Consider the following 16,734-nt stretch of genomic DNA (forward strand, 5'->3'; position numbering starts at 1 on the left):
TGACGCTGAACGAAGTGGGCCTGTTCTCCGATGGCACGGCGGTCAAGCTCGTCGGCGAGGAAACCTTCCGCCTGTGCAGCGAGTATCTCGACGAAGTGCTGCTCGTGAATACCGATGCACTGTGCGCCGCGATCAAGGACGTGTTCCAGGACACGCGCAGCGTGCTCGAACCAGCCGGTTCCTTGGCGGTGGCCGGTGCGAAGCAGTATGCCGAACGGGAGGGCATCGAAAATCAGACGCTGATCGCGATCACCTCGGGCGCGAACATGAACTTCGACCGCATGCGCTTCGTCGCCGAGCGCGCCGAAGTCGGTGAAGCGCGCGAGGCGGTGTTTGCAGTGACGATCCCCGAAGAACGCGGCAGCTTCAAACGCTTCTGCGAACTGGTCGGCACCCGCAGCGTCACCGAATTCAACTACCGGATCGCGGATGCCAATTCGGCGCACATCTTCGTCGGCGTGCAGATCCGCAACCGCAGCGAGTCGGCGCAGATCGCGGGCGCATTCGAAGCCCACGGTTTTGCCACCGTCGATCTCACACTCGATGAACTCTCGAAGCAGCACATCCGCTACATGGTCGGTGGACGCTCGCCGCTCGCTCTCGATGAACGCCTGTTCCGCTTCGAATTCCCGGAGCGCCCGGGCGCGCTGATGAAATTCCTCTCGTCGATGGCGCCGAACTGGAACATCAGCCTGTTCCACTATCGCAACCAGGGCGCGGACTACAGTTCGATCCTGGTCGGTATCCAGGTGCCCGAGAGCGACCACGCCGCGTTCGAGCGCTTCATCGAAACGCTCGGCTATCCGTGCTGGGAAGAAACGAAAAACCCGGTCTATCGCCTCTTCCTCGCCTGACCTCTCTGAACCGGAACGCACCGATGGCGCTGTCACTCGCCGACAAACTCGTGGTCGCCATCTCGTCGCGCGCGCTGTTCGACTTCGAGGAAGAGAACCACATCTACGAGGCCGGCGACCTGAAGGCCTACGAAGCATTGCAGCGCGAGCGTCTGAACGTGCCCGCCAAACCGGGCGTGGCGTTTCCGCTGATCCGCAAGCTGCTCGCGTTGAACGCGGGCGGCCATCGCGTCGAAGTCGTGATCCTGTCGCGCAGCGATCCGATCAGCGGACTGCGCGCGTTTCACTCCTGCCGCGAACATGGGCTCGCGATCGAGCGCGGCGTGTTCACGCGCGGGCGCGCGCCGTTCGGTTATCTGAAGCCGCTGAACGCGTCGCTGTTCCTGTCGGCGAATCAGCAGGACGTGCGCGATGCGCTCGCCGCGGGTTTTCCGGCCGCGCGCGTGTTGCCGGAATCGGCGAAAATGGCGAGCAAGTACCCGGATGAAATCCGCATTGCGTTCGACGGCGACGCGGTGCTGTTTTCCGACGAGGCCGAGCGCATCTTCCAGCAGGACGGCCTGCGCGCATTCGTCGGTCACGAGATCGACAACAAGCACCTGCCGCTCGCGGACGGTCCGCTCAAGCCGCTGCTCGAAGCGCTACACCGGCTGCAGAAACTCGCGGACGCGGCCGCGCCGATGCGTATTCGCACGGCGCTGGTCACGGCGCGCTCGGCGCCCGCGCACGAGCGCGCGATCCGCACCCTGATGGCATGGAACATCGAAATCGACGAAGCGATGTTCCTCGGCGGCCTCGATAAAAGCGCCTTCCTGCGCGAATTCGAGCCCGACTTTTTCTTCGACGACCAGATCGGCCACTGCGAATCGGCCCGCGTCGTAACGGCGACCGGGCATGTGATGAGTGGCATCGTGAACGCATCATGACACCCGAACAATCTCCGCTCGGCAAGTCCTCGACTTACACCGAACAATACGATCCGACGCTGCTGTTTCCGATTGCGCGCAGCCATGCGCGCGAGGCGATCGGCATTACCGCGCGACTGCCGTTTTTCGGCACCGACATCTGGAACGCCTACGAGCTGTCGTGGCTCAACACACGCGGCAAGCCGCAGATCGCGGTCGCGACGTTCTTCGTGCCGGCCGACTCGCCGAACATCGTCGAGTCGAAATCGTTCAAGCTCTATCTCGGCTCGTTCGCGCAGACCGCGTTCGACTCGGCCGAAAGTGTGCGCGACACGATCAGGCGCGACGTGTCCGCATCGTGCGGCGCGACGGTGTCGGTGCATCTGCACACGCCGCACGAATTCGGCAAGCTGAAAATGGAAGAATTCGACGGCCTGTCGCTCGATCGGCTCGATCTCGAAGCGAGCGTCTATCAGCCGGACGCGTCGCTGTTGAGCGCGGCGCACGACGACGCGCCGGTCGAGGAAACGCTGTTCTCGAACCTGCTGAAGTCGAACTGCCCGGTGACCGGCCAGCCCGACTGGGGCAGCGTGCAGATTCACTACGCCGGCCCGCAGATCGATCATGCGAGCCTGTTGCGCTACATCATTTCGTACCGCAATCACACGGGCTTTCACGAGCAGTGCGTCGAGCGGATCTTCGTCGACATCATGAAGATGTGCAAACCGCTGAAGCTCGCGGTGTATGCGCGCTATACGCGGCGCGGCGGGCTCGACATCAACCCGTTCCGCACCAACTACAACCTGCCGATGCCGGACAACATGCGGCTCGCGCGGCAATAACGCCAACGCGCGCGCACGGCAAAACGCGGCGGCAGGTCAACGCGACGAGGGCGCAGCAGCGCCATCACAGCCTGCCGCGCCCTCGTCATATTTGAGGCCTTCAGTCGGGTGCCAGATCAGGCCGCCGGCTTCTTATAAGCCACGCAATCCACCTCGACCTTGCAGTCGATCACCATCGACGACACCACGCACGCACGCGCCGGCGGATTCTCGCCGAAGTACTCGCGAAACACCTTGTTGAACGAAGCGAAGTCGCGCGGATCGTCGAGCCACACGCCGCAACGCACGACGTGCTCGGCACCGTAACCCGCTTCCTCGAGGATGGCGAACACGTTCTGGATCGCCTTGTGCGATTGCTCGACGATGCCGCCGTTGATCACCTCGCCGTTTTCCATTGGCGTCTGCCCCGATACGAACAGCCACCCGTCCGCTTCGACCGCACGGGCGAACGGCATATGCTGACCACCCGTTCCTTTTCCGCCTTCCACGCCATATCGCTTCATCGTCATACTCCTTAAAAAAAGTCGGGCATGCGCGGCGCCCTCGCTGCGCATGCCGCCATCAATCGAAAAATTTAGAACGCGCCCTGCGCATCGCCCTGCGACGGCGCGCCGCGCGTGACGAACCGGCCGGCCCGCTCGCCCGTCGCCGCGCCGTCGCGATACGACAGCACGCCGTTGACCCACACCGCGTCGATACCGGCGGCCGCCTGCTGCGGCTGCTCGAACGTCGCCGTGTCCTGCACTTTCGCCGGGTCGAACAGCACGAGGTCGGCGTGATAGCCGACATGTACTTCGCCGCGTTCCGCGAGACCGAAGCGGCGCGCGGACAGGCTCGTCATCTTGCGTACCGCTTCTTCGAGCGGCAGCAGCGCGGCATCGCGCGCATAGTGGCCGAGCACGCGCGGAAACGCGCCCCACAGCCGCGGATGCGGCAGCGGATCGTTCGGCAGGCCGTCCGAGCCGACCATCGTCGCCGGATGCGAGAGGATGCGCCGCACGTCGTCTTCGGACATGTTGTGATAGACCGCGCCCGCCGGTTGCAGGCGCTTGCCCGCTTCCTGCTGCGAGACGCCCCACTCTGCCGCGACTTCCTTGATGAGCTTGCCGGCCATCTCCGGATGCGGCTCGGACCACGTGATCGTGATGTCGATATCGCCCGTGACCTGCTTCAGATCGAGCGTCGACGAACTGCGGTTGTACGGATAGCAGTCGCAGCCGACCAGTTGCCGGCCGCGCGCACCTTCGAGCGACTTCAACACCTCGACGCTGCGCCCCCAGTTCGACGGCCCCGCGCATTTCAGATGCGAGATGATGACCGGCACGCGCGCATGGCGGCCGACGCGGTAGGCCTCGTCCATCGCGTCAAGAATCGCGTCGAACTCGGTGCGCATATGCGTCGTGTAGAGCGCGCCCGCCGCGGCGAGCGGTTCGGCGAGCGCCATCACTTCCTCGGTCGGCGCGGCGAACGCCGAACCGTACGCAAGCCCCGAACTCAAGCCGAGCGCGCCATGCGCGAGCGCTTCCTCGAGCTGCGCGCGCATGCCTTCGATTTCCTCTCGCGTCGCCGCGCGATCGAGCCGGTCCATCTGGTTGTTGCGCAGCGCCGTGTGGCCGATCAGCGCGCCGACGTTCACGGCCGGCCGCGCGGCGTTCACCGCGCTTACGTAGTCGGCGAAGGTCGGGTACTGGAACGCGTCGCGCTCGCCGAGCAGGTTCATCGGGTCGGGCGGATCGCCCTTCAGCGACACCGGCGACGCGCTGATCCCGCAATTGCCGACGATCACCGTCGTCACGCCCTGGGTGATCTTCGGCAGCATCTGCGGCGAGCGGATCACGTGCGTGTCGTCGTGCGTATGCACGTCGATGAAGCCCGGCGCGAGCGCCCGGCCGTCGGCCTCGATCACCTCTTCGGCGAGCCAGTTCGACAGATTGCCGATCGCGGCGATGCGTCCGTCGCGGATCGCCACGTCGCGCTCGACGGGCGGCGCGCCCGTGCCGTCGTACAGTTGCGCGCCGACGATCAGCGTGTCGGCGGCTTCGGGGTGCGAATGCATGGATCAGTCTCCTATCAGTCCCCTAAGGGTTGTCGATCGCCGCCGCCGCGGTGCGCGTCGAGCGCGTGCTTCATGCGGCGCAGCAGTTCCCGGCTCTCGTCGCCCTGACTGACGGCAAGTTCGGTGACGAGCACATCGAGCGCCATCATCATCGCGTAACGGGATGACGACGGCTTGTAAATAAAGTCGGTTTCGAACGCGACGATCGGAATCAGCCAGTCGGCGAGCTTCGCGAGCGGCGACGCGGGCGCGGTCAGCGCGATCACGGTCGCGCCGTAGCTGCGCGCAATCCGGCAGTTCTCGACCACCTCCGGCACGCGCCCCGTGGTGGACAGCGCGATCACCACGCACTCGCGCGACACCGTGCTCGCGACCATGCGCTGCAACAGCCCGTCCTGATAGGTCGCGACCGGCCGGCCGAGGCGCACGAGGCGGAAACGCATTTCGTCGGCGAGCGCGGTCGAGCCGCCGCCCATGCCGAACACGTAGATCATGCGCGCGTCGCGCAGCGCGGCCGCCGCTTCGGCGAGCGGCGCCTGGCGCAGCAACTGATGATTGTGCGCGAGCGCCGTTTGCAGTTCGTCGAAAACGCGCGTGGCAATCGGCTCGGGGGCATCGCCGGTGGCCCCCGCTTGCAGGAAGCGCTGACCGACCGCGGCCGCCTGCGCGAGCCGCAGCTTCAGTTCGCGCACGTCTCGGCAGCCGACCGCCTTGGCGAAGCGCGTGACGGTCGCGACGCTGACCTCGGCCTGCTGCGCGAGTGCGCCGATGCTCGCGCGCGACGCGCCGGTCAGATCGTCGAGAATCAGCGCGGCGACCTTGCGTTCGGCCGAGCGCAACTCCGGCGCGCATTCGGCGATGCGCGCGACGATGTCGAAAGCGAGCGGTTCGGCGCTACTGTTCATGGCAGGCAGTGGGGTTCGCGGCACGTCCTGCGCGGGCCTTTCCGGCGGCCGGCGTGAGCGTGGCACTCGCGTGGTACTAAATAACATTTCTCCGGACATCCTACTTTCGGTAACATACTAAAGTCAAATCCGTTTCAATTTAACTGGCCGATGGAGCACGGAGACATGAAAGTTACAAACTATCAAGGCGCGACGATAGATCCTTATAGCAAGGGCTTGGGCATCGTTCCGGGCACCAGCATCCAGCTCACCGACGCCGCGCGCCTCGAATGGAATCTGCTCGACGAGGACGTGAGCCTGCCGGCCGCCGTGCTGTATGCCGATCGCGTCGAACACAACCTGAAGTGGATGCAGGCGTTCGTCGCCGAATACGGCGTCAAGCTCGCGCCGCACGGCAAGACCACGATGGCGCCGCAACTGTTTCGCCGCCAGCTCGAAACCGGCGCATGGGGCATCACGCTCGCCACCGCCCACCAGGTGCGCGCCGCCTACCACGGCGGCGTGTCGCGCGTGCTGATGGCGAATCAGCTGGTCGGCCGTCACAACATGATGATGATCGCCGAATTGCTCAGCAATCCGGATTTCGAATTCTTCTGTCTCGTCGATTCGGCCGAAGGCGTCGAGCAGCTCGGCCAATTCTTCACGTCGGTGAAGAAGCCGCTGCAGGTGCTGCTCGAACTCGGCGTGCCGGGCGGGCGCACCGGCGTGCGCGATGAAGCGCAGCGCAACGCGGTGCTCGATGCGATCGCGCGCTATCCGGACGTGCTGAAGCTCGCGGGCGTCGAACTGTACGAAGGCGTGCTGAAGGAAGAGCATGAAGTGCGCGCGTTCCTGCAAAGCGCAGTTGCCGTCACGCGCGAGCTCGTCGCACAGGGCCGTTTCGCGCGCGCGCCGGCGGTGCTGTCGGGCGCGGGGTCGGCGTGGTACGACGTGGTCGCCGAAGAGTTCGCGCAAGCCACCGAATCGGGCAAGGTCGAGGTCGTGCTGCGTCCCGGCTGCTATCTGACGCATGACGTCGGCGTCTACCGCAAGGCGCAGACCGACATCTTCGCGCGCAATCCGGTCGCGAAGAAAATGGGCGAAGGGCTGCTGCCGGCGCTGCAACTGTGGGCTTACGTGCAGTCGATTCCCGAGCCCGATCGCGCGATCATCGGTCTCGGCAAGCGCGACTCGGCGTTCGACGCGGGCATGCCGGAACCGGCGCGCCACTATCGCCCGGGCAGCGAGGCGCCGCGCGACATCGCCGCGAGCGAAGGCTGGGAAATCTTCGGCATGATGGACCAGCACGCGTATCTGCGGATTCCCGCCGGCGCCGATCTGAAAGTCGGCGACATGATCGCGTTCGACATTTCGCACCCATGCCTGACGTTCGACAAGTGGCGTCAGGTACTCGTCGTCGATCCGCAGTATCGCGTGAAGGAAGTAATCGAAACGTTCTTCTGATTCGAATTCGAGCGCGCGGCGCCGTTGCTTGCGGCGACGGCCCAAAAAACGAAGGCTGTGGACCCTGAGGTCCACAGCCTTTTTTATTGCACGGCGAACGCGTGGTGAACCTGTGAACGCGTGGCGCGCTTCAGATACGCTGCGCCGCCTCGTCGCCGGCCGTTTCCGGCACCGCCGCGACAGTAGCGTCCGCCATGCCCGGTGCGGCTGCTACTTCGCCGATGCGCGTCTCCAGTATCTTCAACGCGCTCGACAGCGCCCCGAGCGCATCGTCCGGCAACCCCGCCATCGTGTCGTGCAGAAACGCATTGCGGCGCGGCAGGCTCGCCTCGGTCGCGGCCTGCCCCGCGTCGGTCAGGCGCACGTTGGTCACGCGGTTGTCGCGCGTATCCATGCTACGCGCGATCCAGCCCATCCCTTCGAGCACCTTCAACTGCCGCGTGAGCGCGCCCGGATCGACGCGCAGCCGCTCGACGAGCCGCTTCTGCGACGACTCGCCGGCCTGCTCGTGCAGCGCGAGCAGAATACGCCAGCGCGGCAACGGATGCCCCACCTGCGCCTCGAAAGCGGACATGAACGTCCGATACGTGCGGCCGAATTGCTGCATCACGGCGACGCGGTCCTGTTCTTCCATAGTCTGTCCGTCAAACGCCAAGTCCAAAAATCAGTCCACGTGCATCACGGGCTCGAGCTTGCGCTGCAGCTTGATCGGCGGCACGCGGCGGCTTTGCCACACCGACACCACGGCAATCACCGCGGCCATCGCGAGACCCAGATGGATCGCCGAGACCAGCGCCTCGCGCGCGCCTTCGAGCAGCACCGCGCCGTTGTGGCCCGCGTGCGTCAACTGGGCGACGAGCGTGGTCTGCGCCTCGCGGTTGATGAGAATCTGCGGATCGCCGAGATCGCCGAACCAGTGCGACGCGCCCGCGCTGTCGAGCGCGCTGCGCACGCCACTCTTGTACATGTGGGTGACGAGCGTGCCGGTCAGCGCCGTGCCGATCATCCCGCCGATCATCCGCAGCGACTGCAGCAGCGCCGTTGCGATACCGAGGTGCTCGCGGCCGGCTGTCTGCTGCGCGAAGATCGTCAGGTTCGGCATCACGAAGCCGAGCCCGAGGCCGCCCGCGACCATGAACGACATCAGCGCCCACTGCGGCATCGAACGGGTCGCGACGACGACGCCGAGGCAGGCCACCGCAACCAGCGCGAAGCCGACGTACAGCATCAGGTTCGGATTCTTCACGCGCGACACGACCCGCCCGTTCGCAATACTGCCGATCGTGATGAACACGACGAGCGGCGTGATAACCAGCCCCGCGTCTTTCGGCGACATCCCGAAACCGCCCTGGAACAGCAGCGGCGCGTAGAACAGCAGCGAGAACATCGAGAAGCCGCCGAGCACCGCCAGCGTAAAGAGCGCGGACAGGCTGCGGTTACGGAACATGTCGACCGGCAGGATCGCGGTCGGGCAGCGCTTTTCCCACTGCCACAATCCCACCGCCGAGGCGATGCTCAGCGCGAGCAGCGCGAACGCGCTCAGCGTGACGCCATGCTTCGGCAGCAATTCGACGAACAGTTGCAACGAGCCGAGTGAGACCGCGATCAGCACCGCGCCGGGCCAGTCGAGCCGCATCTTGCCCTCGTGCTCGACCTGCCGCAGATGCGGCAGGAACCGCCACACGAAAAACAACGACAGCAGCCCGACCGGCAGATTCACATAGAAAACCGAGCGCCAGCCGTAGTACTGCGTAAGAAAGCCGCCGAGCGACGGCCCGACCGCGTTGGCGATGCCGAACGCCGAACTCATCAGCACCTGCCAGCGCAGCCGCACGACCGAGTCGGGAAACAGATCGGGAATGCACGCGAACGCGGTGCCGACCAGCATGCCGCCGCCGATGCCTTGCAGGCCGCGCGCGAGCACGAGAAACAGCATGCTGTTGGCGGCGCCGCACAGCACCGACGCGCCGGTGAACACGACGATCGACGCGATCACGAACGGCTTGCGCCCGTAGTAATCGCCGAGGCGCCCGAAAATCGGCACGGTGATGACCGAGGTCAGCAGATACGAGGTGGCGACCCACGCGTATAGCTCGAAGCCCCGGAGCTCGGACACGATGGTGGGCAGCGCGGTGCCGACCACGGTCTGGTCGAGCGCGACCAGCATCGTGACGAAGGAAATGCCGAGCATCGCCAGCAGGGATTCACGGAACGGTAAAACTTGCCCACTCGAATGGTGGGCGGCGGTATGGACAGCCATTTTTGATAGAGCAAAAGTTGACTTGTCAAAGAATAGGGAATCATACCACGGCCAGGGGCTCTAAGCGTGACGTGCCGGCGCAACACCTCACACCGGCAAGCCGACCCATCGGATCCATGAACATGAACACGACCACGCCAGGGAGGCTCATGCAGCCGAGTTCGCTCGCAACACCGTCTTTATCGGAGCAGGACCTGAGCGCGCTGCGGCGCGCGAAACATCAGCTCGAAAGCCCCGCACTCGCGATGAAGCTCGCGAGCATCGTCGGCGCGCCGATCGAGAAGCTGCTCTCGCGCATTCCGGCGTTCGCCAACGAAAAGGTCGCCGATGCGACCCAGGCCGCGCTGCGCAAATGTCTGTCGATCGCGCTGCGCACGCTCGGCCGGCGCGACGCGGCCAAGCTGCTCGCGCCCGACAAGCCGAACAATCTGCTGCACAAGTTCGCGGTGGCGACCACCGGCGCGGCCGGCGGGGCGTTCGGCCTCGTCGCGCTGCCGGTCGAGCTGCCGGTCACGACCACGCTGATGTTCCGCTCGATCTGCGATATCGCGCGCAGCGAAGGCGAAGACCTGAGCTCGATCGAAACGCAGCTGCAATGCCTGACGGTGCTCGGCATGGGCGGCACGTCGAGCGAGGACGACGACGCCGACCTCGGCTATTTCTTCATGCGCGGCGCGCTCGCGCAGGCGGTGTCGAAGGCGTCGTCGGAAATCGCGAGCAAGGGCTTCACGACGCACGGCTCGGCGGCGCTGCTGCGGCTGCTCAACGCGATCGCCGCGCGCTTCTCGGTGCAGGTCAGCGAACAGATCGCCGCGAAGTCGATTCCGGCGATCGGCGCGGTGCTCGGCGCGATGGTCAATACGGTGTTTATCGACCACTTCCAGCAGGTCGCGCACGGGCACTTCACGGTGCGGCGGCTCGAACGCGAGTATGGCCAGGCAGCGATCGAGGCCGCGTATCAGACGCTCGACGTCACGCCCGATAACTGAGCGGCATCGGCGACGCGGGCGGCGCTCGCGGCGCGGCTCGTCGCGCGCCGCACGAACGCGGCCGCGCGGTCGAGCGCACGGTTCGCCTCGGGCATGAACGGCGCGAACATCGGCCAGACGTGCGGCACGTTCTTCCACACCTCGCATTCGCAATCGACGCCGGCCGCGCGCGCCTTGTCGGCGACGCGCCGCGCGTCGTCGAGCAGCACTTCGGTGCTGCCCACCATCATGTAGAGCGGCGGCAGACCGCGCAGGTCCGCATAGAGCGGCGACGCATACGGATGCGTGGCCGGCGCATCGCCGAGATAGACGCTCGCCGCGCGCGCGATCGACGCGCCGCAGAACATCGGGTCGGCGCTGTCGTTGTCGAGAAGGCTCGCGCCGGTCGTCGCGAGATCGGTCCACGGCGAGAACAGCAGTCCGCCCGCGGGCAGCGGGTCGCCGGCGTCGCGCAATGCGACCAGCGTGGCGAGCGCGAGGCCACCACCGGCTGAATCGCCGGCAATCACGATCGAGCTGGGCGCGATACCCATGACGAGCAACTGGCGATAGGCGGCGATCGCGTCGTCGAACGCGGCCGGGAAGCGATGCTCGGGCGCGAGACGGTAATCGAGGGAAAAGAGCCGCGCGTTGACGCGCGGCGCGAGCGCGAACGTCAGCGAGCGATGCGTGTCCGGCGAGCAGAAGTAGTAGCCGCCGCCGTGGCAGTAGAGCACGACCGGTTCCGCGGCGCCGGCCGGCGTGCCGTTCGCGCGCTCGAGCCATTCGCCGCGCAATGGCGCATCGTGCTCGCCGTACGTTTCTCGCAGATGCCAGCCGCGCGGCACGCGAGGCGTCCAGACGCGCTTCGAGGTCAGCGCGCGCGCCCGTTCGACGTCGATATGCGGCTTGAGCGTTTCCGGCCGGAAGTGCCTGCGCAAATACCAGCATGCGAGCGCATTTTGCCAACTCATCGGGACATGCTCCTTCAATGATGTCCCGTCATGGTACGTGCGTTGGCCGCGATGCCGGTGGATGGCGGGTTCTAATCGCGGGTTGCCTGCTGAGGTTTGGTGGGGCTGGGTCGTTGAGCGTCCATGTCCGGGCGCTTGGGCTTGAACTCATGCTCAAGCCGCAACCGGGACCGCAGCCTCCGCAGCGAGCCCGCGCCGACGCTGGACCTAGTTGGCCGGCAGGACCTGCCCGCGAATCTCGCCCATCGGGTTCTGCGCGGTGTGCACGTTGAAGTACCACTGCCCCGCCATCAGATCCGTGACCTGCTGCTCGGTCAGCTTCGCCGATCCTTTGATCGGGCTCGCCAGCGCGTTCTTGTCGATCGGCACCTGGACCTTCGCGTTCTGGCCGACCGGCGCGGGACCATGAAAATGCGCGGCGCTCGCCGGGCCGCTCAAGCCTTCATAGGTGACGGTCCATTGCAGCGATTGGGTCGACGTGTCGAAGGTCGCGTTCAGCATGCCGTGCCCCTGACTCACACGCGGCGGCACCTCGCTCGACGGTTCGAGGTCCGCTTTCAATGCCACCGTATCCGCAAGCGCCACACCCGACGCCAACGCCCACATCACCACGGCCAGATTCAATTTTCGCAGCGTAATCATAGTTTTCTCCGGACTTTGACGCGCCGCCGCGGTGTCGTTTCGGGCCGCGCGGAGCTCCCACATACTAGTGCAAATCGGCGGGCCTCGGTGGACGTGCTCGGGTGTTCCGGCAAGCGCAGATCGAGCTACGCCGGACGCCGGTTCGTCGCGGTTCATCGTTATTCGTTGCGATGAAAAGTACGCAATACGTACACACGTTCGACAAAAAAGCCCTGAAAAAGGGACTCAAATGCGCGACACCACTGTTTTAAGCGATTTATTCAAACAATTAATTGTGCAATTTGTAATGAATAAATGAGACTACAGCGGTTATGCTTCTGCCTGCGAGAAGTGACTCCTTCATCGAAGGACGTCTCCAAATCTTTAACGCGGCTTCGGCCGCGTTTTTTTTTCGTCCATAGCGTTTGATTCGCGCGTTTTTACGAGACAAAACGCTACGCGAGCAACGCCGCCTGCTGTTCGATCCCGTCCATGAGCGCCTCGCACTCGCGGATCAACGCAAAACCCTCGTCGCGCAAACGCTCGGACGTCTTTATGTCAATGCCGTGACGATATGTTTCGAGCAGCTGCATCAGCGGCGGATACTGCAACACGCTCGCCGCGCCCTCCACCCGATGCAGCCATTGCCGCACGCGCGCGACCTCGGCACGTTCGAGCAGCAACGCGAGCGATTGCAGATCGTCGCGCGTGGACGAAACAAACGAGTCGAGCAACGCCTTCACCGTCGATTCGCTTCCCCACAGCTGGATCATGTGTGCGAGGTCGACCGGTACGAACGGCTCCTGTCGTCGAAGGCCCGGTTGAACCGTCGGGCCTTCGGGGGCCTCTACCGCTTCCGCTGTCGCCCCTGTGACCACAACCGCGTCGGCCGGCGCGGCCTGCCCCTGCCACGCACTGTCGGTGCCGAACCAGCGGCTCAGATAGTCGCGCAAGGTGGCGAGCCGGGTCGGCTTGATGAGGCTGTCGTCCATGCCGGCCTCGCGGCACAGGTCGAGGTCGTCGGGTGCGGTGTTCGCCGTGATGCCCAGAATCGGCAGACGATGCGCGCCGCCGCGCGCCACCTCCGCTTCGCGGATGCGCCGCGTCAGCTCGTAGCCGGAGAGATTCGGCATATGGCAATCCGTGAGCAGGCAGCCATAGCGCGTGTGTTCGAGCGCGACGAGCGCTTCCGCGCCGTCGTTCACGACGTCGCAGGCGAACCCGAGCAAAGCCAGTTGATGGCGAATCAATTCCTGATTGACGGGGTGATCTTCCGCGACAAGGATCAGCCTTCCGTTCGCGATGGCCCGCGCGCGATCGGGTGGCGTCGCGACGCCTTCGGGCGCATGCGCCACACCGGCCGTGCGCGGCACGAGCGCGGCGAGTCCGGTCAGCGCAGCGGCGCACGCAGCGCCGAGACCGCGCCACGAAATCGGATTGATGCTCACGCGCACCTTGTCGTCGAGAATGCGGTAGCCCGTCGGCTTCGACTTTTCGGTCAGCGTGACGATGCGCGTATTCGCGCCGATAGCCGCCGGCAGCACCACGTCCTCGCCGACGAACAGCAGGTCCACGCCGGCCAGCGCGGCAGGCGCGCGCAACCGTGCCGCTTCGGGCACGATGGCATGCAACTCGAGCCCGAGCGCCTTGCCGAAATGCGTCAAGGCAAGGCCGACACGCGGGTCGCCGGCAATCACGACGCCGCGCTTGCCACGCAAACCGTTGACCGAATAGCGTTGCGCGACGACGGATAGCGTGAGCCGCACGATCATGTTCGTGCCGCGACCGGGTTCGCTGCGCAGCGCAAGCGTACCGTTCATCAGTTCGATCAGCTTGCGGCAGATCGTCAGCCCCAGACCCGTGCCGCCGAAGCGCCGCGTGGTGGACGATTCGGCCTGCACGAACGGCTCGAACAGACTGGCCTGCACGTCCGGCGCGATGCCGATGCCGGTGTCGTGCACGCTTATTTCGAGCGTTTGCGCAGATGTCTCCGCGAATGGGCGCGACAATGGACGTGACCCGCCGCCGTGCGCGGCGACCGACACGCTCACGCCGACCTCGCCCTTCGTCGTGAACTTGATCGCATTGCCGAGCAGATTGAAGAGAATCTGCCGCAGGCGCACGCTGTCGCCGCGCAACGTCGCGGCAACCTCGGCGGCGATTTCCACGCGCACCTTGAGCCCTTTTTCATGGGCTCGTCCCGCAAGCAGGCCGACCGCGTTATCGACGAGTTCGCGCAGATCGATCGGCTCCGCTTCGAGCGTCAGCCGCCCCGCTTCGATTTTCGAATAGTCGAGCAGATCGTCGAGAATCTGCAGCAGTGCGCCCGCCGACTCGTGGATCATGCCGAGCATTTCGCTCTGGTCCGTGCTGAGCGGCGTGCGCTCCAGCACCTCGACGAGACCGAGCACACCGTTCATCGGCGTACGGATTTCGTGGCTCATCATCGCGAAGAAGCTGTCTTTCGCGCGCGCGGCCGCCTCGGCCAGATCGCGCGCCCGCGCGAGTTCCTCCGAGCGCGCGTGCTCGAGGCTCGCATCGACCCAGTAGCCACTCCAGACGACACCGCCGTCCGCTTCGCGGCGCGGCACCAGTTCGGCGCGCACCCACTTGGGCTGGCCACCGCTATCGAGGCGAAACTCGGTGTGCACCGGCGTTTCGCACCGCGCCGAGCGCTCGAGTTCGGCCAGCACGAGCGGCCGGTCTTGCGCCGACACACGCTGAAAATCACCCCAGCCATGCGGCCCCGGCGACACCTCGCCGTCGCCGAGCAGATGCCGCGTGTCGCCGCCGACATACGGAAACGAATACACACCGGCCGGACTGCGCCGCAGTTGGAACACGACGGCCGGCAACGAGCGCGTCACGTCGAACAGGCGCCGTTCGGTTTCGCGCGCAAGCATTTCGGCGCGGCGGATGTCGGTGACGTCGACCATCGTGCCGAGCACGCAGACCGGCTGGCCGTCGCTGCCGCGGCAAACGCTCGTCCAGAAGAAGCCGTGCCGCGTCTCGCCTGCCTCGTCTTCGAACTGCAGTTCGACCTTCGCGAGACTGCCGCCGCGGAGAATCTCGCGCGTCATCTCGTCGAGCTTGCGGCTGTTCTCTCCGCCCCAGGTTCCCACTTCCGCCGTGGTGCGCCCGAGTACCGCGTCGCGGCGCTTCCCGCACGCTTTTTCATAGGCCTCGTTGATCGCGATATAGCGCCCATCCAAGTCTTTCGCGATGAGCGGATAGGGCACCGTCTTCATCATCGTCTCCTGAAAGTTCAGTTGCAGCGCGAGTTCGCGCTCGGTCTGCTTGCGCAACCTGACTTCGCGTTGCAGCAGCAGATAGGCGCGCAACGTGACCAGCAGCACGACGCCGATACCGATCAGCACCGGCAGCAAGCGCATTGCGGTCACGCTCCAGACTCTCTCGTTGGCGGCAACGGGGCTCACCCACTTCTGCCGGATACGCTGCTTTTCGGCAGCGGGCATCGCCTGCAATGCGCGGTCGATCAGTTTGACGAGCGGACTCAAGTCCTGACGCACCGCGAAATACAGCGAATCGGCTTCGCCGAGCGTGCCGAGCACCGCGAGCACGCCCGCATAGCGCTGCTGGAGTTGCGCATTGATGGCGGCCGCATTGCCGACGAGGATGTCGGCCTCGCCGCTCGCGACCTTGCGCAACGCATCGCCGAGACTCGCCGCGACGGCGATGTGTCCGGCCGGTACGGCTGCGAACGCGAGCGGCAGCGAGCCGGCCACATGCGAGGGAATGACGATGCGGCATGAAGCGAAATCGCCGAACGAACACGCGGGTGGCGCACCGCTGCGTCCGACGATCACGAGCGGATCGCGCTCGTAGACGCGGCTATGCTCGGCGCCTTCGAGAAGCGGGCCATGGCGCGACGCCGTCGAGAGAATCGCGAGGTCGCCGCGCTGGAACGCTTCGACGGTGGACGGCCAGTCGGTCATGCGCGCGCGGTTGAATACGACACCCAGCGTGCTGCTCAGATAGGCGAGGTAGTCGGCGGTGAGACCGACGGGTCGGCCCGCGTCGTCGATATAGCTGAACGGCGGCCAGTCGCCGTCGAAACCGACCTGCAACGGCGGCAGCGAGCGCAGCCAGTTCTTCTCCTGCGACGTCAGCGTGAAGCCGGGCTCGGCCGGCTCGGGCGCGGCGCCGAAGTTGCCGGAAAGCCAGCGCGCGCGAATCGCGGCGGCCTCGGCGGGATTCATCGACGCGATTGCGTGGTTCAGACGATCGCGCAACGCAATGCGGTCGAGCGGCACGCCGAAGCGCAAGTCGAGTGCCTTGCCGCCCTGCTCGAACGCCACGCGCAGGCCGCGAAACTCGTCGGTCGCCAGTTCGAACTGCACGACCGGCGTGAAGCCGATGTAGAGATCGGCGTCGCCGCGCAGAACCGCCGCCAGTGCCTCGCGCGTGGTCGTGAACGGAACGAGCGCCGCGTGCGGAAACCCCTCGCGCAGCAGACGCTCGCGGGCGAACCCGTGCTCTATCGCAATCCGCGCGCCGGCGAGTCCGGCCAGATTGGTATAGCGGTCGTCGTCGCGCCGCACGACCGCCGAGGCGAACGCGCGGAAATAGGGCGCCGTAAAACTGAGGCAGCGCTCGCGCTCGGGCGTGCGGGCAACGCTGATCAGCAGATCGACGTCGCCGGCGCACGCCGCCGCGAGCAATTGCGCCATATCGGGAAACGTCTTCGCCTCGATGACGACGTTCGGCCCGACAAGCGCGCGCAACAGATCGCCGCTCACCCCCGTGAGCCGGCCGCCCTGCTCGATATCGAACGGCGGCCAGCCTTCGGCGAGCACACCGACGGTCAGCCTGGCGGGGAAGTTCGTGGAATGCGCGGCGAAATCGGTGGTGAAGGAAGCGAGAGGCAACGCCGATGCGCGGGGAG

General features: G+C 65.7%; 13 protein-coding genes. 5 read left to right on the forward strand and 8 right to left on the reverse strand.

The window, feature by feature from the left end:
• The 3 genes from ilvA to queF form a co-directional block, all read left to right on the forward strand.
• The coding region (ilvA, locus tag F3J20_RS12310; RefSeq protein WP_167283512.1) for a threonine ammonia-lyase, biosynthetic at positions 1–854 on the forward strand (854 nt) is incomplete at its 5' end.
• 23 nt (positions 855–877) lie between these two features.
• A complete protein-coding gene (locus tag F3J20_RS12315) occupies positions 878–1,780 on the forward strand; it encodes a 5'-nucleotidase (protein WP_167049763.1) in 903 nt (300 codons plus the stop codon).
• Complete coding sequence (gene queF, locus F3J20_RS12320; RefSeq protein WP_167283513.1) at positions 1,777–2,601, forward strand: NADPH-dependent 7-cyano-7-deazaguanine reductase QueF; 825 nt, start codon at positions 1,777–1,779, stop codon at positions 2,599–2,601. The genes F3J20_RS12315 and queF overlap by 4 nt, the downstream gene beginning before the upstream one ends.
• A gap of 116 nt (positions 2,602–2,717) precedes the next feature.
• On the opposite strand, the gene F3J20_RS12325 is transcribed toward queF, so the two are convergent.
• From F3J20_RS12325 to F3J20_RS12335, 3 genes are all read right to left on the reverse strand, one after another.
• Entirely contained in the window at positions 2,718–3,104 is a 387-nt protein-coding gene (locus F3J20_RS12325) for a RidA family protein (RefSeq protein ID WP_167049759.1), read from the reverse strand.
• Between the two features lie 71 nt (positions 3,105–3,175).
• A complete protein-coding gene (locus F3J20_RS12330; protein ID WP_167049757.1) occupies positions 3,176–4,657 on the reverse strand; it encodes a D-aminoacylase in 1,482 nt (493 codons plus the stop codon).
• A gap of 14 nt (positions 4,658–4,671) precedes the next feature.
• Entirely contained in the window at positions 4,672–5,562 is an 891-nt protein-coding gene (locus F3J20_RS12335) for a MurR/RpiR family transcriptional regulator (protein ID WP_167049755.1), read from the reverse strand.
• 165 nt (positions 5,563–5,727) lie between these two features.
• On the opposite strand from F3J20_RS12335, the gene F3J20_RS12340 reads away from it, so the two are divergent.
• Positions 5,728–7,005 (forward strand): amino acid deaminase, encoded by a 1,278-nt coding sequence (locus tag F3J20_RS12340; RefSeq protein ID WP_167049753.1) that lies wholly within the window; start codon positions 5,728–5,730, stop codon positions 7,003–7,005.
• A 130-nt stretch (positions 7,006–7,135) separates the two neighbouring features.
• On the opposite strand, the gene F3J20_RS12345 is transcribed toward F3J20_RS12340, so the two are convergent.
• Both F3J20_RS12345 and F3J20_RS12350 read right to left on the reverse strand, forming a co-directional pair.
• Positions 7,136–7,639, reverse strand: a complete 504-nt coding sequence (locus F3J20_RS12345; RefSeq protein ID WP_167049751.1) for a MarR family transcriptional regulator — start codon at positions 7,637–7,639, stop codon at positions 7,136–7,138.
• 30 nt (positions 7,640–7,669) lie between these two features.
• On the reverse strand, positions 7,670–9,265 hold the full coding sequence (locus F3J20_RS12350) for an MDR family MFS transporter (protein WP_167049749.1): 1,596 nt from the start codon (positions 9,263–9,265) through the stop codon (positions 7,670–7,672).
• Between the two features lie 149 nt (positions 9,266–9,414).
• Between F3J20_RS12350 and F3J20_RS12355 the strand changes: the two genes are divergently transcribed.
• Positions 9,415–10,254, forward strand: coding sequence for an EcsC family protein (locus F3J20_RS12355; RefSeq protein WP_167049767.1), 840 nt, complete (start codon positions 9,415–9,417; stop codon positions 10,252–10,254).
• Here F3J20_RS12355 and F3J20_RS12360 read toward each other — a convergent pair.
• From F3J20_RS12360 to F3J20_RS12370, 3 genes are all read right to left on the reverse strand, one after another.
• Positions 10,224–11,207 carry an alpha/beta hydrolase gene (locus F3J20_RS12360; RefSeq protein ID WP_167049747.1) on the reverse strand — a complete coding sequence of 328 codons (984 nt, stop codon included), beginning with the start codon at positions 11,205–11,207 and terminating at the stop codon, positions 10,224–10,226. The genes F3J20_RS12355 and F3J20_RS12360 overlap by 31 nt on opposite strands.
• Before the next feature lie 207 nt (positions 11,208–11,414).
• The gene (locus F3J20_RS12365; RefSeq protein ID WP_167049745.1) at positions 11,415–11,849 is read right to left on the reverse strand and encodes a CHRD domain-containing protein; all 435 of its coding nucleotides are present in this window, start codon (positions 11,847–11,849) and stop codon (positions 11,415–11,417) included.
• Between the two features lie 434 nt (positions 11,850–12,283).
• Complete coding sequence (locus F3J20_RS12370; protein WP_240162785.1) at positions 12,284–16,717, reverse strand: transporter substrate-binding domain-containing protein; 4,434 nt, start codon at positions 16,715–16,717, stop codon at positions 12,284–12,286.
• Positions 16,718–16,734: the final 17 nt, after the last annotated feature.

Source organism: Paraburkholderia sp. Cy-641, assembly GCF_011752945.1.
GTDB lineage: Bacteria > Pseudomonadota > Gammaproteobacteria > Burkholderiales > Burkholderiaceae > Paraburkholderia.